This is a genomic window from Shewanella sp. GutDb-MelDb (assembly GCF_002836075.1).
In the GTDB taxonomy this organism is placed as follows: Bacteria; Pseudomonadota; Gammaproteobacteria; order Enterobacterales; family Shewanellaceae; genus Shewanella.
Genome location: NZ_PJBM01000251.1, coordinates 21,119 through 41,130, shown reverse-complemented (window position 1 = coordinate 41,130; position 20,012 = coordinate 21,119). Strand labels below are relative to the sequence as shown.

The window sequence follows — 20,012 nt, the reverse complement described above, 5'->3', positions numbered from 1 at the left end:
CTTCCTAATACCCTTCTATGGTCTTAAAAGTTACTGACCATTAAATGAAAAGTTTTCACAGTTCTTCGATTAGCCACCTACATATAGGTGGCATTTTTTTGCAAAAAAGTTAATGTTCAGTACTTGTTTAAGTCGCTCATTCAGTACCGCATTAACTCTCTAATCTAGGGGGGCTGTTGATCTTTCGAGCTTAGTTTTTGTTCGACTCTTTCCCGTAAAGAATAATGATTTTAGGTCAAGGATTGCTAGCTAAGCGAAAAGCGCGTAACGCGTTCTAGTCATAAAAGACTAAAAGCATTGAAACTAACCCTAAGGGCCGCGCTTCTTGGCTATTTTTACGGTGTTGTAGGCTATTTGTGGAGAATGACTAAACGACATAGTCTCCGTCTTGTCAAAATAGCCAATAAACGGCGGCAAAAACAACCGTGAAAGATCAACAGCCCCTAATGTTTAATCAAGAAAACCATCGTGGATAAATAGATGCTTAGTTTGATTGAAGCTTGCTTCGCTGCAATTGACAAAATCAATAGCGTGCTGGGCATTGTCTAAGCGAAATTTGTCCGTTTTTGCAATTTCATATTCGTTCATCACGATATTCATCGCTTCTTGAGTCCATTCCGGTTCACCTTTACCAATAACCACTTCTGGTGGATCGTAATGCGTCACCATCCAATTTTGCAGCTCTTCGGCTGAAATTTTCCCGAGTTTCCAAGATGATAAAAGATCGGTAAGTTGCACTTTAGTAATTTGCGATGTTGTCATGATTTAACCCTATTGACGCTGATGCGGCATAGATTAGCTTACTTTGCGAAAGCGAGAAAGATTAATACTTGTTCCCGCTGAATGAGCAACTATTTAATAGAATTGATATCGCTCAGTGACCAAGAATGCAGTATCGGATATTCAACGCCATTTGTACCCGCAAACGATTCAAAAAGGTGCAGTACCGTTGGCTGTAATAATATCGGTTGAAACGTAACATCATTGACCATGACTTTTGCTTTTCTAGCCAGTGTTATATGTGGATTATAGTGATGTTCACTTTGATGAAGGCCGTGCTGCTGAGCAATCAATTGCGCTGTCTTAGCCAGCGCCATTAGATTAGGATCAGATGCAGTTCCTTTAAGGCAAAGTATTTTGGGCTTTTGCCAATGCTCAATAAGATCGAGTGTAACTTTAAAACAAGGTTTGTTGAGGGCGTCAACTCTTAAGATCAGTGCATCAATGGTTTTATTGCTGGCTTGGCCTAAAAAAGCCAAGGTCATGTGCAAGTTGTCACGAGGCACCAATCTAATGCTTATCGGCAGTTGCTGCTGTATCGCTTCAATATACTGAGCTTGTTTCGGCGTCAATGAGAAGCCTAAAAATACTCTTTTATCTGCCATTTTTTAGATCCGCTGTGTTTTGTTGAGAGAAAAGATCTATGGGTAGTTTAGCCTGCAGAGGCTTTTAGCGTACACTGCGGGATAATTATTACTTCAATATGCCATGATTTAAAGTGTCATATTGAGCCGCATAACGAAAAGAACCCTGTGACTTCATTACCCATTCAAACGTTACTACAACCAATCAGATCCGCCTTTAATCAGTGTAATCAAATTATACTTGAGGCGCCGACAGGTGCGGGTAAATCAACAGCACTGCCGCTAGCGATGCTAGATTGGGATGAAATTGACGGCAAGATTTTAATGCTAGAGCCGCGCAGAGTCGCGGCGCGTAATGTCGCCCAGTTTATAGCGCTCAAGCGTGGCTGCACGCTGGGCGGTGAAGTGGGTTATCGGGTACGAGGTGAGTCAAAGATTAGCCGTGATACTCGTTTAGAAATCGTCACAGAAGGCGTGCTCACTCGGATGATCCAGCGTGACCCTGAGCTCACTGGGATCGCATTGGTTATTTTCGATGAGATCCACGAACGTCATCTCACCACAGATCTCGGCTTGGCGCTGGCGTTGGAGATCCAATCGAGTTTTCGCGAAGACTTAAAAATATTGGCGATGTCAGCAACCTTGTCGGGGTTACCACTTGCTAAGCTCATGCCTGATGCCACCACGCTGAGCAGTGAAGGCCGCAGTTTTCCGGTCGAGCAAAGCTATCGCGCCGCGCCAGTACAATCTTTATGGCTAGATCATATGGCCAAAGTGATCCTTGAGGCGTTAGCGTCGCAAACGACAGGTTCTTTACTGGCATTTTTACCAGGGCAAGGTGAGATCAGAAGATTACAAAATCTGCTCACGCCTCGTTTGGACCCGATTAAATTTAGCATCTGTCCTTTATATGGCAGCTTGCCTGCCAAGGTGCAAGATCTGGCGATTGCACCGCCAGCCTCAGGGATACGTAAAGTGGTACTGGCCACCAACGTTGCCGAATCGAGTTTGACCATTGAAGGCATAACACAAGTTGTCGATTCTGGTTATAAACGGCAAGCCAGTTTTAACCCTAGAACGGGCGGCACAAGACTGTCGCTTAAGCGGATCAGTCAGGCCTCTGCTGCGCAACGTAGTGGCCGTGCAGGACGTTTAATGGCAGGTTTTAGTACTCGACTCTGGAGCCAAGAGGAGCACGGCAGGCTGATCCAAGCCGATGAACCCGAGATCGTCCACACCGACCTAATCTCGATGGTGCTTGATGGCGCCTATTGGGGCGTTAAGTCCCTAAAAGAACTCCCCATGCTGACACTGCCATCCAAGGCTAATGAGAATATTAGTTGGCAGTTACTCACTTCCCTTGAAATGGTAGACAGCAAACGCGTTATAACCGCTCATGGCAGGGCCGCTTACGAGTTGGGCTGCCAGCCGCGTTTAGCGCATATGTTGTTGAAGGCTAAAAGCTTATCAGTGCAAAATGGTGACGATGATTTAGCAATATTGGCATGCATTATTGCGGGCACATTAGAGTCTAGAGGTCGCAGTCGCAAAGGCTGTGATATTAGCCATTATTTTGCCGAAGCATTAGCTTCTGAATCTGCAAAGCAGATCCGCCAATGGCTCAAAACTTTGGGTCTTTCTGTAGGATCAAACCACACGCTAACGACTGTGGCACGACAGGCAGCGAGTGATGATATTTCACTGCTGTTGGCGTTCGCCTACCCAGACAGAGTAGCCTGTAGGCGCGGAGTGAGTGGTTACCAACTTGCAAGCGGTTCAGGCGTTGAATTGGCCGCTGATGATGCACTCTCTGGGCAAGCTTGGTTAGTGATTGCAGACTTTCAAGAAACTGAAGGCCGCAGCCACGGTAAAGTGTATCTCGCTAGCGCGTTGAATGAACAATTATTGGCAGGCCAACTGTCAGGTTTAGTTGAAACCATAGAATATTGTGGTTGGGATGACAGTAAAGGCCGATTCTTTGCTGAAACACAGCGAAAAGTGGGACAAATTTTACTGAGTAAAACGCCGATAAAAAATCTCGACAAGCGGCTTATTAAAAACGCTATTGTGGAACAAATCAGCCTTAACGGTCTTGGCTTACTTAAGTTTGATGAGCGCATTGAGCAGTTACGCTATCGAGTGGCTATCGCCGCTAATTTGGATACGTCGCACGAGTGGCCATTACTTGATGATGATACGTTAATCGTTCAGTTAGATGACTGGCTTAAACCCTATTTAGATGATGTGCGCAATTTGACGCAATTGCAGCAAGTCGATTGCTACACGCTACTGCTAAACCAAATGCCGTGGGCTACTCAAAAGCACCTTGAGACTTTATTGCCGACCAAGTGGCTTATGGCGACAGGTACCCATGCCAAGATTGAATACGACAGCGACGGACGTGGGCGACTCAGTGTTAGGCTACAAGAGGCCTTAGGTATGCAGGAAAGTCCTAAACTGGCGCAGGGCAAGTTAGTGGTCACTATGGAGCTATTGTCTCCAGCACGTAGACCTTTGGCGTTAACAGCTGATCTTGCCAGTTTTTGGCAAGGGCCTTATGAACATGTCAAAAAAGAGATGAAAGGGCGTTATCCTAGGCATCTATGGCCAGATGATCCGGCTAATACTCAGCCGACTAAATTTACCAAGAAGAAGACGTTCGCCCAAAAGTAATTTTGGCTTTTATGGCTTTTGAGCGAGTGATCGGTATTTCTAGTGTCAATTTCTAACTCAGTGTTGTTTGATAACGATAAAACTGCGGCTTCGCGGCCGAGAACGTTTTGCCTACATCAAAGACAGAAGTAATCAAACTTCGTTTGATAAAGGTCGTGAGCTTCCAGCTCACACTCGGGCAAAAGGGGATCAACAGCAATCCCCTCTTGCCTAATTCTTACAAAAGAAGTCCCGTGCCGCCCCGACGAAGTTGTTTATCCTCCGTCATTTTCGAAAACCCCTATCGCCTCATATTCGCTATCCATGGCTCACCTAAGGCTATCTCGGCATTCATGCCTCAATCACGTGATTATCTTCAATGACCTCGGCAACTTCGATGGGGAATCAATGTTTTCTGATAGTTTTGCGGCGCGGTGATTTGTTTATTCTTAAATTGAGAACTCAAATGGTGAACTGTTGTGCTTTTCAAACTCAGTGTAGATGCGGCCGAGGGCTTCGGAAACAGGGCGTATTCTGTTCCATACAGGATTTGGTATTCCCTCCGTCCATGGAGGTTAAATGTTTTCGTTGAGCCTCAGGGACCCTCTCTTTTATAAAGAGCTGCAGCGAACCTCAGCTGCGTCTGTACATACGCAGACCGCAGTTCATAGGAGCCACTTTGGTCAGCAGCTAACGCATTTATGCCCCTTTCCAAGTTAGAGTCTTAGCTCATCACATTTCAATTCTAGGCATTTCAACTACTTTTTCTAATCGGTGTCGTGCTCTGAAAAGAGGGCTTACCAAATAAAAAGCAGAGTCCTATAATCGTCCTCTGCTTTTATTCAATCAGTTAGTGCGTGATTATCCTTGAGGTGTAATTAAGTACTTCTCACCTGTCGCTTGTTTAGAATAAGACGCTATCGATTGTAATTTTAATACTTCTGCTAATGACACTTCATGTGTGTAGTGGCTAGCAAAAGTGGTGCTGATCTCTTCTGCAACGCGTTGACGCATCGCAATCACCGTTTTAGTTCCTAGTTTACCGAGTGCATTGAATAACAAGAATCCATTGATACCCCATGCAAAACCGAAGTTATGATTTAGCGTAATAGGTCTACGGTCTAATGCGCCATAGATGTAAACTTGTTTGAAAATGTCTGAGCCATATACGCTGTGCTCTGTCATATCACGTGCAGCAGCAACTTCCATACAGTTAAGAATGTCACTGGTTAATTGACCGCCACCAATGGGGTCAAACGCAATTGTTGCACCCGTTTCAATAATTGCCGCGGTTAAGTCAGCAAGAAAGGTATCACTACTTGAGTTAACAACATATTTTGCGCCCATATCACGCAACAGCGTTTCTTGTTCTGCTTTACGTACGATGTTAATTAAATCGACGCCATCGGCAATACAAATACGGTTTAACATTTGACCAAGGTTAGACGCTGCTGCCGCATGAATGATGGCCTTATGGCCTTCAGCTCGCATGGTTTCAACCATCGCTAATGCGGTAAGCGGGTTAACAAAAGAAGATGCGCCTTCTTTAGCCGTAGTGCCTTCTTTTAACTCTAAACAGCTTTGCACATTAGCGCATATAAATTGACGATAAGTCCCACCACCAATCACTGCAACAGTCTTACCCATTAATGCTTGTGCCGCAGGTGATGAACCTGCTGCAACTACAGTTCCAGCACCTTCATTGCCAACTGGAGTTGCTTTACCCACACGGGTTTTAACCGCAGGCATGAATTTAGCGGGAACATCAGCTGTAATGACAGGGCTTTGCTCAGAGCCTGATTGTGTCGCTGTTGTCATATCAGCAGCGCTGAACAAAACGGCTAAATCTGACGGGTTCAATGGTGCTGCTTCAATGCGAATAACCACTTCATCGGCAGAAGGTTGTGGCATGTCGATGTCTTTTAAAGCCAGTGTTAATTTATTATCTTGGCTGATTGTTGAAGTCAGTTGAATGTTGGTATCTTTCATGCCGTTTTGCTCCTGCAAATAACTAAATTAGTTGAACCAATAACGTGATTGTATTGGCCGTAATTTGTTCGTAATTAATTTAAGTCAATATTTTAGTATTGGTTGTTTTTATCGCTAAGCACTATTGTGCATTTGCTGCTTGAAACTGAGCTTTTACCTTTTGGAGAAACTCGGGCATGTTTGCTAGGCGATCTTCCTCTACGCTTTGGGCAATGGCGGACTGACTCATTGAGGTGTTCCACTCTTTCATTCCAGGAACCTCTGCAAGTATGTCCCAATCAAGTTGGCTAGAGCCAAAGGCGCTAACGATGGTGTTTACGTAATAAACGTAGATGTCAGCCATGGTGAATTGTTCACCTGCTATCCAAGGTGAAAACTGGCACAAGCGACTTAAGGCCGTAATTCCACGGTTTAATACTTGGCGAACTTCAACCTTAACTGCGTCAGGTGCTGCCGTGCCTGACAACGCATAAGGTATTAGTCGTCTGCTTGGCAGTTCAAAATAAAGCTCTGCTATTTTCATTATTTGACGCACAACCGCACGTTCTGTGGCATTTACAGGGTAGAGAGGGCTGACAGGGTACGTCTCTTCAATAAAGTCACAAATCACACTCGACTCTGAAATATGAAGGCCTTCAGACGTTGTGACTACAGGAACCTTGCCGGCAGGACTGATTGCCATTAACTCATCACTACCACCGTAAATCAGGTTTTCTTCAAACGGCAGTTCTTTGTGTAGCAGTACATGTTTCACTAGGTTGTAATAGTTGCTAGCGGCAAAACCGTGCAAAGTCATCATAAATAAGTTTCCGTCATAAACGTAAAGGTGGTTTCTTTTGCCAGCAAAGCGCAATTAACGTCCAGTCTTTATCACGCTGCAACAAGGTCATGGTTGCAATGTTTAAGTTAAACCTATTATTACTTGTTTTAATCAGGTTATATATATGGGGAAATACCAATCACTATTGCTTTAAAGACAATAATGAGCGGTAATAATTAAATACTCAGATATTCATTTAATGGAGAAGCCTGTTGGATCATCTACGTGCAATACGCTATTTCAGTAAAGTCGTCGAAACGGGTAGCTTTACCAAGGCTGCAAGCACTTTCAATGTGCCGCCATCTTCGTTGTCGAGACGAGTTGCTGATCTCGAAAAGAGTCTAGGAGCGACACTGTTAAAGCGTTCGACTCGAATCGTGAAACTGACAGAGGTGGGGCAAATTTATTATAACGATGTCCAACAAATATTGAATCAACTAGAACAAAGCAATGAAACGGTTCGGTGTTACCAAACAACGCCGATGGGGCGTTTACGTATCAGTTCGATGGTGGGTTTTGGTGACAAGATATTGCTTCCTTTGTTAGATGAATTCAGTGAGTTATATCCTGAAATTGTATTAGATGTCAGTTTAAGTGACGAGCTATCGACACTTGGACGTGACGATGTGGATATTGCTATTCGCGGTGGTTACGCTCCAAATGAACGAGTGTTAGCGATAAGACTCATGGACAATGGTTTTATTCCTGTCGCTTCACCAAGTTATTTAGAGAAGTACGGAGTGCCTAATAATGCGATGGAATTAAAGCAACATAATGGCCTTTACTTTAAAGCGCCATCAGGGCCAACGCCTTGGTTATGTCATATGAACGGTCAATGGCATGATGTTTCAGGGCCAGCGGTCGCGATTTCAAATAACGGACCTTGGTTGGCAAAAAAAGCCTGTAACGGTGAGGGTATTTTAATGTCTACTCGATGGGCGTTAGCGCCATATCTAGAGTCTGGAGAATTACATGAACTTAAGTTTGAGCATGAGTTAGCTATCAATCAAAATGCTGATATGGCCGTTTATCTGTTGTATCAAAAACAGCGCTACTTAGTTCCAAAAGTAAAAGCGGCAGTAGACTTTCTAGTTGAAAGAATAAAAGTAACAATTGAGAGTTGAGCAAGTACTTTGGGGTCAGTTTTTGTATTTTGCACGATACAGAAGGGGCCTGCAGATTAGGGACTTAACATAAACTAAGTTACTTTTTCTAATCAATGTCAGGTTAACTAGAACTAATGCTCTAACGCACTTTTGTTGAAAAACGTGTTTAGCAACTCTCCAAAAACAGTATCTAACAATCATCAAACCCTGCATCGAGAAGAAAAAATTCGCCGCCGAATAACCTTTAACTCTCTTGGTTAAAGGCCCCTAACTCTCTTGGTTAAAGACTTCTAACCCTCTTGGCTAAAGACTTCATTAAACACTGTTTTTAATAGCTCGATTTTACTGGTCTCTCGTGGATTGTGCTTGGACACCATCGATAAGCTGAACTGATAACGGGCGCTGCTGCGGTGAATAATCTTCAGTTGGTTGGCTGCTAACTCTTGTTTTATGTAACTGAGTGGCAGATAGCCGATATAGCAGCCAGAGAGTATTAAGGTTTTACGGGTATCAAACTGATAAGCCTTGGCTGATAAATTTAACCGTTTTAATTGCTCTTTACCCTCCAAATCAATATCAATCCCGGGGTGAACTGCGGGGGTTAACGCCAACATTTCAGCGCTGATCTCGGTGTCACTAAGTTGGAAAAATGGATGAGAGTCGCTGCAACAAAGGTACATAGGTTCGTTGTAAATCGTTTGGTAATCTAGCCCTTCGACCTGCTGATAACTGGGCAGTAAACCGATATGGGCTTTTTCTTTAAGTAGGCATTTTTCAATATGTTTAAGCGCTTCATTGTCGAGTACAAGGTGCAATTGAGGTTGGGTGGTATGGATCCTTCTCACCACTTCGGCTAACTTAATCTGCATGCGAGAATCGAGTTGGTCGGCACATAATATAATGAGCTCACCACTTAACTCTTCTCCTAAGCCATTAATGAGCCTTGAAAAATCATTCAGCGAATCAAATAGCTCGATGCAGGCATGATATACCGCCTGACCGTCTTCCGTTAATGCAAACCCCCCGCGGCCTCGACTGCATAATTTAAGCTTCATGCGACTTTCTAGGTTTGACATATGCACGCTAATGGTTGAGCGGGTCACACCAAGTTCAACTTCCGATGCTGAAAAACCGCCGTTCTCAACCACGGTTCTGAAAATACGCAGCAAACGTAGATCATATTCAGTCACCGCTTTTGGAATGATGGAGCTTTTATGCGTCGTCTTAATCAAATGATCACCTACAGAAATATAATGTTTGATAGCTGTAAAACATAAGGTTTATTGTTTTGTATTTAACCTGAGTTCATTTTGCTATTCAATAGCAATATGAATTTTTAGTATCCGTTTCATTTTTAATGAACAAACGGGTGCCACCATCAGATGAAACAGCCCGCTGGAGTGATTATGCAACAAGTTAACGATTCTGGATTAGTTAAGCTCAGCTCATACATTGACGGTCAATGGATTGAAGGGGCTACGCGTTTTGATGTTATCAACCCTGCCAATGACCAAGTTGTGGCACAAGTCAGTAATGCTGGCATCGAAGAAACTAAAGCAGCGGTATTAGCCGCTAAAAAAGCGCTACCTGCTTGGTCTAAGAAGTCAGCCAATGAACGCGCGGTTATTATGCGTCGTTGGTTTAATCTGATGATGGAAAGCCAAGATGATCTCGGTCGAATCTTGACGTTGGAGCAAGGCAAGCCTTTAGCCGAAGCCAAAGGTGAAATCGCCTATGGTGCCGCCTTTATTGATTGGTTTGCGGAAGAGGGTAAACGTGTCTATGGCGATACGATTCCTGGACCCGCGGGTGATAAGCGCATCATAGTGATTAAGCAGCCCGTTGGCGTCGTGGCCTCTATTACACCTTGGAATTTCCCCAATGCCATGATTGCTCGTAAAGCGGCGGCGGCGCTGGCTGCAGGATGCACTTTTGTAGTGCGCCCATCACCTATTACGCCTTTATCGGCGCTGGCGATGGCAGAACTTGCACAGCGTGCTGGTGTGCCTGCAGGGGTATTGAATGTGGTTGTGGGTGAAGACGCTGTTGGCATGGGTAAAGTGCTGACTCAGCACCCTGATGTCGCCAAGTTTACCTTCACGGGATCGACTGCCGTGGGTAAGATACTGATGACCCAAGCTGCTAGCACAGTGAAAAAAATCTCTATGGAGCTAGGTGGAAATGCGCCCTTTATTGTGTTTGATGACGCCGATATTGATGCGGCGGTGCAGGGGGCAATGATCTCTAAATATCGAAATGCTGGACAAACCTGTGTGTGCACCAATCGTATTTTACTGCAAAAGGGCATAGCCCAAGAGTTTACCGATAAGTTTGCCTGTGCAGTGGCTGAGCTTAAGATGGGGGATGGATTTACTGAGGGCGTCAATTTAGGCCCGATGATCACATCACAAGCGCTGGCTGGCGTACATCAACTGGTGCAAGAAACTATCGCGGCGGGTGCCAAACTCATTGCTGGAGGCAAGCATGGCGCTGCAGGTAATAACTTCTATGAGCCGACTATTTTAACGGATGTGACCAATGATATGCCATTGGCAAGTAATGAAATTTTCGGACCAGTAGCCCCCATTATCACCTTCGATACCGAAGAAGAGGCTATTAAATTGGCCAATGACACTGAGTACGGCTTAGCGGCGTACTTCTATTCCAGAGACATTGGCCGAGTATGGCGCGTCGGTGAAGCATTGGAGTACGGCATGGTCGGTGTAAACGAAGGGATTATCTCAAATGCAGCGGCGCCGTTTGGTGGTGTTAAGCAATCGGGAAATGGTCGCGAAGGTTCTAAATATGGCCTGGATGATTATATGGAAATCAAATATCTGTGCATGGGTGGCTTAGACCGCTAACGGCTTAGATCGTTAATGATGGAAATCAAATATCTGTGCATGGGTGGCTTAGACCGCTAACGGCTTAGATCGTTAATGATGGAAATCGAATATCTGTGCATGGGTGGATTAGACCGCTAACGGCTTAGATCGTTAATGATGGAAATCAAATATCCGTGCATGGGTGGGTTAGACCTCTAGTACAGGCAGTTTCGATAATAGGATAGTAGTAATGACAAACAGCAGCTTACAAGATAGAAAAGTGAAGGTTATCGCCCGTGGTCAAGGCAATGTCTACCCCGTTTATGTGGACAAGGCACTGAATGCTGAGCTTTGGGACGTTGAAGGTCATCGCTATATTGATTTCGGTACCGGTATTGCTGTTTGTAATACGGGTCATAGTCACCCTAAAGTGGTGGCTGCAGTTAAAGCGCAGCTTGATAAGTTTAGCCACACCTGTGTAATGATTAACCCCTATGAATCCGCTGTTGAGCTGGCTGAGAAATTAACAGAGCTAGCGCCAGGTGATAGTGACAAAAAAGCCATATTTGTCACCACGGGGGCGGAGGCGGTTGAAAACTGCGTCAAAATAGCCAGAGCCCATACTGGCCGCCGTGGCGTCATTGCCTTTAATGGTGGCTTTCATGGGCGGACTAATTTAACCATGGCGTTGACGGGTAAAATAAGCCCTTATAAACATCTATTTGGTCCGTTTCCTGGTGATATTTACCATGCGCCTTTTCCAATGGCTTATCATGATGTGTCGGTTAAAGAGTCACTAAAAGCGTTAGATAACTTGTTTAAAGTCGATATTGCGCCAAGCGATGTAGCGGCGATTATTGTCGAGCCAGTTCAAGGCGAAGGTGGTTTTTATATCGCCCCTGTAGCATTTTTGCAGGCATTACGCAGTTTGTGCGATCAACATGGCATCGTGCTGATTGCCGATGAGATCCAAACGGGCTTTGGCCGTACCGGTAAAATGTTCAGTTTTGAACATGCCGATGTCGAACCCGACTTGATCACCATGGCCAAAGGCATCGCGGGTGGTTTTCCTATTGCTGCGGTTGTTGGTAAGAGTGAGATCATGGATGCTCCTTTACCTGGCGGTCTTGGTGGCACTTACGGTGGCTCTCCAGTTGGCTGCGTTGCAGCACTTGCTGTGCTTGAGATCATTGCAGAGGAAAAGCTGGTTCAGCGCGCAGATCAGATAGGCCAAATTTTTAATGAACAGCTAACGTTACTGCAATCAAGCTATTCGCATTTGATTGGTGAAGTACGAAATCAAGGCGCTATGATTGCCATCGAGTTGGTGAGCAATGCTGACAGTGAACAGCCTAACCCTGCGCTGACGCAAGCGATTATTGCCAAGGCTGCAGAGCATGGGTTGATCCTGCTAGCCTGCGGATTTTATGGCAACGTGATCCGCTTTTTGCCTGCTTTGACCATATCTGACGAGTTGATCTATGAGGGGTTAAACAAGTTTAACCAGTTGTTTAGCAAATTAGCGGATTAATCAAGCGGCTTGAAATAAGTAACTTGGCGGATCTGTTCTGCCAAGTTCTACTTTTTTAAAACAGCCCCCCTCGTGGCATTGATCATCGATGTTCGCATTTTTTACGCCGCCGATTAAATTGAATGTCGCTACTATTTTTTGATTAAAAAGGTTTACCATATAGCTAAAGTAAATTTAGTTTTGTCTAAAAGGCTATTAACAAATGAGTCAACTCACCAGAATTCATTATTTCAATACGGTAGCCGAATTAGGAAGTATTTCAGCCGCGAGCAATTTTTATGATATTCAGCCTTCTTCCATATCGAGACAAATAGCCGTACTGGAAAAAGAACTGGGGGTGAGATTATTAAACCGAAATACACGAAATTTGGGGCTAACGGAGGCCGGAAGGAAATACTTCGAATATTCCCAAAGAATAATTTCTGAGATTGACTCGGCGAAAAGAGCCGTTAGCGATTTGCAGGATAAACCTCGGGGTGTTCTTCGAGTGAGTTTGACCGTTGGATTTGGTGAAATGGTGATCTTACCGCTAGTCACTAGGTTTATGGAAAAATACCCGGAAATAAAGTTGGAGCTTGAGCTCACTGAACGTGTAGTGGATATGGTCGATGAAAATATCGATATCGCGGTTAGAAGCGGACTGCTGCATGACTCTAATCTGGTTGCGACACATCTGCAGGATAATAATTTTATACTTTGTGCCAGCCCGATCTACTTGAAAAAATACGGCGTACCTCTGTCATCAAATGAATTAATAGATCATACGTGTTTATGCTATGGATTCGCGGGTTGGAAAGAGTGGTATCTGTTAGGCGATGCCGCACAGCCAATCCCCTTGTCTAATCGCATCACGATAAACTCTGTTAATGGTCAAAAGCAACTGATCATCAATGATTCCGGTATCGCGCTTATCCCACGCTGGGCGGTTAAAGAAGATGTTAAGCAGGGAAAATTATCGGTCATCATGCCTTCACTGACTTTTAGCCCATCAGAAAAGTTAACCTCAACTTATGCCATTTATCAAAACCGAGAATTTGTTTCACCCAAAATAAGAGTGTTTTTAGATTTTATAAAGCAAGAGTTACTCCCGTAAAACCCATAAAAACGTATCTAATGGAATGGGTATCGCATGCTCTTGTGCCGAAGATATAGTAGAATCCAGTCTCATTTTTTCATTTTCTTGGTTGCCAGCTTATTGTGATATTTTGCATTTGAGATGAATGTGAGTAAGAGGGTATAGCGTAATTCAATCATTTGTTGCCAAGTCTTTTTGGCCAGATGCCCTCGCCATAATGCAACCGAGTATATTTACCCATAAAGACCTGCAGCTCTAAATCATCTAGAGCTAGGCCGCGGAACCGTCATGACAGATAAAGCCACACCTAAACCAAAAGTTACACCGAAAAAAGCGCCAAAACGAGCGCCGGTTAAACGAGTTTCAGCTGCTAAAGGCGCTAAAAAATCGACAAAGGCAACACCCAAAAAACCATCATCGAATAAAACCACTTGGGGCCGTAAATTGTGGTCTATCAGTTGGAAACTAGCAGTCATTGGCGCGGTGGCTGTTGCAGCTTATGGCATCTATTTAGATCAAATTATTGCACGTAAATTTGAAGGACAAAAGTGGCACCTACCGGCGCAAGTGTTTAGTCGCTCGATGGCATTGTATCCTGGAGCGGCCGTGAGTCATGGTCAACTGATGTCTGAGCTTAAGTTACTCGGTTACCGTAAAGTGGCTAATCCGCGTCAAGTGGGTGAATTCTCCGCCTCTAAAACCAAAATTGATCTTTGGCGCCGACCTTTCTTACATCCTCAAGGTGATCAAGCAGAACAAAGAGTGATGCTCACCTTTGACTCGAATGGTGTGAGCTCGGTGACGAGAAGTAGCGACAAACGCCATTTAGCCGTGTTTCACCTAGAGCCGGTTTTATTGGACCGAATGATCACCGGTGATGGCGAAGACCGGTTATTTGTGACAAAGGCAAAGATGCCACATTCGATTATCGATGCACTTATCTTGGTTGAAGATCGCAGTTTTTATGAACATCACGGCGTCAATCCGTTTGCGATTGTACGTGCTGCTATGGTCAATATTAGTGCTGGACGAACGGTACAGGGGGGCTCAACTCTCACTCAGCAACTAGCGAAGAACTTCTTCCTGTCGAGCGAGCGTTCGATTATCCGTAAACTGCGCGAAGCACTCATGGCGATTATTATCGATTTTCGCTATCAAAAAGATGAAATACTCGAGGCTTACCTCAATGAAGTCTACATGGGACAAGATAAGTCTCGTGGAGTACACGGTATGGGGCTGGCATCGCAATTCTATTTCGGCCGCCCAATCGCTGAGCTGACAATGCCACAACAAGCCTTTTTAGTCGCAGTGATTAAAGGACCATCCTACTATAACCCTTGGCGTTATCCCGAGCGGGCACAGAAACGACGTGATTTGGTATTGCGCTTGTTAATGGAGGCGGGTGAACTTAATGTGACGCAGTATGAGGCCGCGGTTGAATCGCCATTAGGCTTGAGAAAATCAAATAAACCAGTGCACCAAAAACTGCCGGCATTTTTTGCTGTGGTTAGGCATGAATTAGCAACGCGATATGGTGATGCACTGTTACAACAATCAGGGATTAAGGTGTATACCACCCTGGATCCTATGGCGCAGGAAGCCGCTGAAAAAGCGGTTAAACAAACCCTTGAACAGCTAGGTAAAAACAACAAGTCCTTACAGGTCGGCATGGTGCTTACTGATAAATATTCCGCCGGTATTGCCGCCATGGTTGGCGATAAAGTGCCGAGTTACCAGGGCTTTAACCGCGCCGTTGAGATCCGTCGACCAATAGGCTCTTTAATCAAGCCGTTTGTTTACGCCACCGCCCTCAATCAACCCGATAAATACACACTTGCCACTCCACTAAAGGATCAGGCAATTACCCTTAAAAATGGTCAAGGCAAAACCTGGTCACCACAAAATGTGGATAAAAAATTCCGCGGTCAAGTGCCTTTGCTGACAGCCTTTAAAAAGTCGATGAACGTACCCACGGTTAATCTTGGTATGGCAATAGGTGTGGCAGGCGTTGCAACGACGCTCGATCGCGCTGGTTGGAAAGATAAGATCCCAGAGTATCCGTCAATGTTACTCGGTGCGGTTAATGGTTCGCCCTTAATGGTGGCGCAAGTCTTTCAAACCATCGCTGATAATGGTCGCTATCGCCATCTAAATTCAGTGACCACGGTATTGGATGCTAACAACCAGCCGCTGGTAGCATCAAGACCTAACGCCACTCAAGCTATTCCAGCAGCGAGTAACTACTTGGTTAAATATGCGATGACTCAAGTGGTAGAAGCTGGCACCGCTAAACGTTTAGGCAATGCTTTTCCGCGTACCACTCTCGCGGGTAAAACCGGTACCAGTAATGATTCCAGAGACTCTTGGTTTGCTGGTTTTGATGAGCGTAATGTCGCAGCTATTTGGGTGGGGCGAGATGATAACGGAAAAACTAATCTCTATGGTAGTAGTGGCGCGATGGCGGTATACCAAGCTTTCTTGAAGAATCGTCCACCTCTGAGCTTGCGGATGGCGCCGGTCGATGGCGTGGTACAGGGATACTTTGAACGTGATACCGGAGTGGCAAAAGAAGCTGATTGCGGCAATGTCATGCGTGTACCAGCATTGCGGGAGAGTTACCAACCCGCCGCTAATTGCGGCGAGCCATTGCCGTGGTGGAAAAAGCTGATTGGCAGTTAATTTTAATAATGACATAGCGTAGTGTGGTTATGTTTTAGCAAAGTCTACGGAGTCGCTATTGAACCTTTTTCAAGAATACGAAAAACAACAATTATGGCGAGATTGGCCGCAATATCTGAACTTCATACCATTAACGTCGAGTGATGCTGTTGTTGATCTTGGTTGTTCTGTAGGAGACGTGTCGCGTACCTTTTCAGAGCAGGTCGAACGTGTGGTCGGTATCGATCTCAATAAGGAGTTTGTACAGTTTTGTCAGGCAAGCAAAACCAATAACGAAACTTTCATTCATAGTGACTTTCTGAATGTTGATTATTCGTCTTTAGGGCTAGTTAACGGCATTTGGGCAAGCTACTCACTATCTTATTTAACTCGCCCAGAAGAGTATCTAAAGCAGTTGCATTCAATAATAGCGCCTGACGGTTGGATAGCCTTATTAGATGTCGCTTGCTTTATCTCTGGAAATCTAAGTAAAGACAGTCTCTATTATGAAAGGGTGCGGCAGTTTGAGTTAGCGTCATATCAATCGGGCTTATATGACTTTAATTTTGGTGACAAAATGCAGAGTATGTTGCTGGCAGCCGGATTTGAGATAATCCATGTAGATAATAATGTTACCGATCCCGAGCTTAATTTTTCAGGCGCAGCGAGCCTAGATGTTATTCAAGGCTGGTCAGCAAGGTTAAGCCGAATGCAAAAACTGAGTGAACTACTGGGTGACAAGTACTCAGATTTCTGCGTTGATTTACTATCCAACCTTGGCTCAAATAGCCATGAAAAACGAGGTAGTGTGCGGTTTGTTGTTGCCAAAAAAGCTGATTAGTGGAGTGAGTCGGTCAAGAAGCACATATAAGATATTTATCTGCAAGGCTCTAGCTTAAAGCTCTCTGTATAAGGTTTTCTACTTAAGATAACGGCCAATTGAAATTGGACTTCAGCAGGGCTGCTTGTACTTGGCTGCTTTTCATCCAGGGTTACTGCCAATTATTTTTTACGTCGCTTAACTTTTACTGGTTTCTGCTGCAGCCAAATATAACAGCCAGTCAATGACATGATAATAAGGGCGATGGCAACTAAGTCCATCAGCCAAGGGCCTAACGCACCGAAGAAACGGCCACTGTGTAGATCGAGTAATACCCGCTCCCAATGCAGGCGACTGGCGCGTATTTGCTCCGCTATGTCATTGCTATCGGTATTATTTAAGGTCTTAACCCAAGGAATAGCGGCAAGAGGTTGAGATTGTGACCAATCAATAAGATCGTTATCAGCGACAAACAGTCCCGATGGTGTTTTTAGCCACAGATTGTCTTGCAACCCAAGTGCTTGTATATGAGAGGGCAAACCTGTCGCGCTATCTTGGGTTTCCAGTAGTTCACCTTGCTGAGAAAGCAAGTAGAGGTGGCTACTATCGACAGCCACAATCATCTCGTTATAACTGACAACTGCTAATACGGATGCATTTGCTTCTAGAATTAATTGCTCATCAAGCCAAACTTGGTTACCAGCACTAATGAGTTTGTGTGGCGTTTGCTGATAAAGATTAACGTCTTTTGGTGCTTTTACGCCGTAGTAATCAAGCAGCCAGCTTTGTTTTACTTGAGCGGTATCGAGGGAAAGGTGATTACTGTGGTTGATCAGTACGCCTGAAACGGCCATGAAAATGACGAATAAGGTCGAAAAAATACCTATTCTGCGGTGCCAAGGGCGTAATTGTCGTAACAGTTTTACTCTTAAGCTTGGATGTTTTCGCGTCATTCTTTATCTTTTTTAATCACATAGTCGTTTAGATACAGGGCTATTCGAGATAACTTTGTTAACGCTCGAACGGATAACGTTGCGCCTGTTATGCCATCGATATGTGTATCGAGTTGCAAGTCTTGCTTGAGTTTGGCTGATTTAAACTGATCAGTAAAGAAGTCATGCCTGACTTCATCGCCGCGACTTTCTCGATAAACCAGTACTTTTGTCTGGGCAATCGCACTGTCTTTGACATGAATGGCGACGGTGATGGCGGATTCTTTGCCTATTTCATCCATAATCCAAACGCTTTCATTAGCTTGCTGCCAGTAGCGTAGACGCATTTTTTTATAGCTATGGGCGAGGATAGATTCAATTGCTTGTTGAGCGGGTTCGTCAATCCAGAATACTTTAGCTTTAGGCACTTCAGCATTAAAGGCTTGGCTTATAAACTCTTCTGGCTTTTGGTAGGTCCCTCTAGCATTTACTGCAGCGCTCATCAATGAGCAGCTTAATAAGACAGATAATATAACGAGAGGTAGTTTCATGTTGATCTAGCTCATGTGGTGGTAAATGTATGAGTGCTCGAATTTGAGCACTCATTTTTAGCTGAGTTTACATTAGAACTGGTAGCCAACGCCTAAGTTAAATCCGTCAGCATCTTTAGCGCCACCCACTTTTTCATAGTCGGCTTTAAATACCACGTTTTCGTGCAACCAGTAGTTAATACCCACGTTGGTTTGCTCTACTTTAGTATCATCGCTGTTGCCTGCATTGTTGTCATACTCGTTGTAACGAGCAAACACACCAAAGCTTTCGTTGAAACGATATGAAGGTTCAATGTAGTAACCGTTTTGATCATCACGACCTAAGGTTTCTGCTTCTTGACCATCGATATCCCACTGAGCGTATAGTGCTTTAACAGTGAAACCTTTGATAGTGTAGATAGCATGAGCCGTTAACAATGTTGCTGATGCAGTTTCAACACCAGCACGGCCTTGAGTTAGATCTGACTGGTACTGAGCTGTAGCGGCTAATTCTAGACCCGGTACGGCGGTGTACTTAATGCGTGCGGTATAAGCTAAGTCTTCCGCTTTTGCTTTAGACACTTTTTGACGTCCGCCACGAATACTGTATGACTCATCAACGTACAGGCCTGAGGTCACTGCACCATCAAATGCAAGACCTGGAGCTGCTTGAATGTTTAGGTTTAGACCCGCTTCCCACCAAGTGGCTGGCAAGATATTTTTCTCAACAGGATTACGCTCAACACCGTAAAACGCTGGTGGCTCGTGAGTTTCGTTAATGATACCGACTGGCATTAGGAATAGACCCGCTTTACCGGTAAACATGTCGTTAAAGTCATGTTCAATGTAAGCTTGCTCTAGCTCCACTTCACCATTTTGTCCTTCACCAGAGATTGAGTGCTCAACTTCTAGCTCAGAGAAAAAGCGTGTGCTGTCATTGAACTCATGGCCAACAAAAAGCACGAAACGATGGAAGTCGAACTCTTTTTTATCTTTGCCAGTTTTGTTATTAGTGATGTTGTTATAGTGAAGTTCACCATAACCACCAATCGTTGTAGCACTCTTAGATTCAGAAGCTGACTCTTCAACAACATCAGCCGTTTTTTCAACGCGCTTCTCAGTTTCATCAAGACGTCTTTCAAGATCTTGTAAGACTTTCTGCTGTTGTTCAATAATCTTACGTAGTTCAGCAGTTTCATCCGAAGCATAAGCCCCTTGAGCCGCAAACATGCTAATTAGCGCAGTAGCAAGTAACGTTTTTTTCATCATCATTCGGTCCCTTTGTTAGAGCGGGTTATAAATTTTGTGAGGAGTTTATCAACTGAGTAACATAATGCAAACTATTCTCATTCAAATTATGATTAAGATCAAGGTTTGTAAATAAACTGTATCAGTGGTCCGTATTCGATATTTGTAATGTTTGATTTTATATCTATTAAAACAGTGGCTTGAGTGTTTGTTGTGGAGAGCGCTTGCTGTTACACTTTTCTTTACGTTACTCAATGTGTGAAATTGATACGCTTGGTTTAAGCTAAACAGATGGAACAAAGGCATAGTAAAAGTAAGGTTTTAGTGATGTTTTGAGCTGTAGATTCTTAAAGTAGCGAATTTTTTGTTAACGTTTATGGTGATATAAACGTGTTAAAACCTAGACTAATTGGGGGTGTGGGGCCATCATGCTAAGTCATCGGGTGAGTCAATTTTTGATCG

General features: G+C 44.3%; 15 protein-coding genes. 7 read left to right on the top strand and 8 right to left on the bottom strand.

All coding sequences use genetic code 11. The annotated features are described in order from the left end of the window. Positions 1-450 precede the first annotated feature (450 nt). Positions 451-762, bottom strand: a complete 312-nt coding sequence (locus CXF82_RS17100; RefSeq protein WP_101092322.1) for a hypothetical protein — start codon at positions 760-762, stop codon at positions 451-453. A gap of 89 nt (positions 763-851) precedes the next feature. After that, positions 852-1,385, bottom strand: a complete 534-nt coding sequence (gene thpR, locus CXF82_RS17095) for an RNA 2',3'-cyclic phosphodiesterase (RefSeq protein ID WP_102044641.1) — start codon at positions 1,383-1,385, stop codon at positions 852-854. 147 nt (positions 1,386-1,532) lie between these two features. On the opposite strand from thpR, the gene hrpB reads away from it, so the two are divergent. Further along, positions 1,533-4,037, top strand: a complete 2,505-nt coding sequence (gene hrpB, locus CXF82_RS17090) for an ATP-dependent helicase HrpB (protein ID WP_102044640.1) — start codon at positions 1,533-1,535, stop codon at positions 4,035-4,037. 840 nt (positions 4,038-4,877) lie between these two features. Here the strand turns inward: hrpB and CXF82_RS17085 are convergent. Both CXF82_RS17085 and CXF82_RS17080 read right to left on the bottom strand, forming a co-directional pair. Further along, positions 4,878-6,005: a zinc-binding dehydrogenase gene (locus tag CXF82_RS17085; RefSeq protein ID WP_102044639.1), complete on the bottom strand. Its 1,128-nt coding sequence runs from the start codon at positions 6,003-6,005 to the stop codon at positions 4,878-4,880. A 121-nt stretch (positions 6,006-6,126) separates the two neighbouring features. Continuing rightward, positions 6,127-6,804 carry a glutathione S-transferase family protein gene (locus tag CXF82_RS17080; protein WP_102044638.1) on the bottom strand — a complete coding sequence of 226 codons (678 nt, stop codon included), beginning with the start codon at positions 6,802-6,804 and terminating at the stop codon, positions 6,127-6,129. 233 nt (positions 6,805-7,037) lie between these two features. On the opposite strand from CXF82_RS17080, the gene CXF82_RS17075 reads away from it, so the two are divergent. After that, positions 7,038-7,949, top strand: coding sequence for a LysR family transcriptional regulator (locus CXF82_RS17075; RefSeq protein WP_102044637.1), 912 nt, complete (start codon positions 7,038-7,040; stop codon positions 7,947-7,949). A 272-nt stretch (positions 7,950-8,221) separates the two neighbouring features. On the opposite strand, the gene CXF82_RS17070 is transcribed toward CXF82_RS17075, so the two are convergent. After that, on the bottom strand, positions 8,222-9,163 hold the full coding sequence (locus CXF82_RS17070) for a LysR family transcriptional regulator (RefSeq protein WP_102044636.1): 942 nt from the start codon (positions 9,161-9,163) through the stop codon (positions 8,222-8,224). 174 nt (positions 9,164-9,337) lie between these two features. Here CXF82_RS17070 and CXF82_RS17065 point away from each other — a divergent pair, with 174 nt between their 5' ends. The 5 genes from CXF82_RS17065 (at position 9,338) to CXF82_RS17045 (ending at position 16,861) form a co-directional block, all read left to right on the top strand. Continuing rightward, positions 9,338-10,795, top strand: coding sequence for an NAD-dependent succinate-semialdehyde dehydrogenase (locus tag CXF82_RS17065; protein ID WP_102044635.1), 1,458 nt, complete (start codon positions 9,338-9,340; stop codon positions 10,793-10,795). 211 nt (positions 10,796-11,006) lie between these two features. After that, positions 11,007-12,287, top strand: coding sequence for a 4-aminobutyrate--2-oxoglutarate transaminase (gene gabT / locus CXF82_RS17060; protein ID WP_102044634.1), 1,281 nt, complete (start codon positions 11,007-11,009; stop codon positions 12,285-12,287). A 202-nt stretch (positions 12,288-12,489) separates the two neighbouring features. Next, positions 12,490-13,380, top strand: a complete 891-nt coding sequence (locus CXF82_RS17055) for a LysR family transcriptional regulator (RefSeq protein WP_101097984.1) — start codon at positions 12,490-12,492, stop codon at positions 13,378-13,380. A 270-nt stretch (positions 13,381-13,650) separates the two neighbouring features. Then, entirely contained in the window at positions 13,651-16,041 is a 2,391-nt protein-coding gene (gene mrcB, locus CXF82_RS17050) for a penicillin-binding protein 1B (protein ID WP_102044633.1), read from the top strand. 58 nt (positions 16,042-16,099) lie between these two features. Continuing rightward, on the top strand, positions 16,100-16,861 hold the full coding sequence (locus tag CXF82_RS17045) for a class I SAM-dependent methyltransferase (protein WP_101091617.1): 762 nt from the start codon (positions 16,100-16,102) through the stop codon (positions 16,859-16,861). A 161-nt stretch (positions 16,862-17,022) separates the two neighbouring features. On the opposite strand, the gene CXF82_RS17040 is transcribed toward CXF82_RS17045, so the two are convergent. The 3 genes from CXF82_RS17040 to CXF82_RS17030 all read right to left on the bottom strand — a co-directional run bounded on the left by CXF82_RS17040 (position 17,023) and on the right by CXF82_RS17030 (position 19,574). Beyond that, positions 17,023-17,793, bottom strand: coding sequence for a PepSY-associated TM helix domain-containing protein (locus CXF82_RS17040; protein ID WP_102044632.1), 771 nt, complete (start codon positions 17,791-17,793; stop codon positions 17,023-17,025). Further along, positions 17,790-18,323 (bottom strand): FMN-binding protein, encoded by a 534-nt coding sequence (locus CXF82_RS17035; RefSeq protein ID WP_101091615.1) that lies wholly within the window; start codon positions 18,321-18,323, stop codon positions 17,790-17,792. Before CXF82_RS17035 ends, CXF82_RS17040 begins: the two co-directional genes overlap by 4 nt. A gap of 72 nt (positions 18,324-18,395) precedes the next feature. Continuing rightward, entirely contained in the window at positions 18,396-19,574 is a 1,179-nt protein-coding gene (locus CXF82_RS17030) for a porin (RefSeq protein ID WP_102044631.1), read from the bottom strand. Positions 19,575-20,012: the final 438 nt, after the last annotated feature.

What these genes read in the sequence shown, in the direction of transcription:
- thpR (WP_102044641.1), bottom strand. Translation starts at nt 1,385, where the DNA reads ATGGCAGATAAAAGAGTATTTTTAGGCTTCTCATTGACGCCGAAACAA.
- CXF82_RS17030 (WP_102044631.1), bottom strand. Translation starts at nt 19,574, where the DNA reads ATGATGATGAAAAAAACGTTACTTGCTACTGCGCTAATTAGCATGTTT.
- CXF82_RS17040 (WP_102044632.1), bottom strand. Translation starts at nt 17,793, where the DNA reads ATGACGCGAAAACATCCAAGCTTAAGAGTAAAACTGTTACGACAATTA.
- CXF82_RS17080 (WP_102044638.1), bottom strand. Translation starts at nt 6,804, where the DNA reads ATGATGACTTTGCACGGTTTTGCCGCTAGCAACTATTACAACCTAGTG.
- mrcB (WP_102044633.1), top strand. Translation starts at nt 13,651, where the DNA reads ATGACAGATAAAGCCACACCTAAACCAAAAGTTACACCGAAAAAAGCG.
- CXF82_RS17085 (WP_102044639.1), bottom strand. Translation starts at nt 6,005, where the DNA reads ATGAAAGATACCAACATTCAACTGACTTCAACAATCAGCCAAGATAAT.
- CXF82_RS17065 (WP_102044635.1), top strand. Translation starts at nt 9,338, where the DNA reads ATGCAACAAGTTAACGATTCTGGATTAGTTAAGCTCAGCTCATACATT.
- CXF82_RS17035 (WP_101091615.1), bottom strand. Translation starts at nt 18,323, where the DNA reads ATGAAACTACCTCTCGTTATATTATCTGTCTTATTAAGCTGCTCATTG.
- CXF82_RS17100 (WP_101092322.1), bottom strand. Translation starts at nt 762, where the DNA reads ATGACAACATCGCAAATTACTAAAGTGCAACTTACCGATCTTTTATCA.
- CXF82_RS17055 (WP_101097984.1), top strand. Translation starts at nt 12,490, where the DNA reads ATGAGTCAACTCACCAGAATTCATTATTTCAATACGGTAGCCGAATTA.
- gabT (WP_102044634.1), top strand. Translation starts at nt 11,007, where the DNA reads ATGACAAACAGCAGCTTACAAGATAGAAAAGTGAAGGTTATCGCCCGT.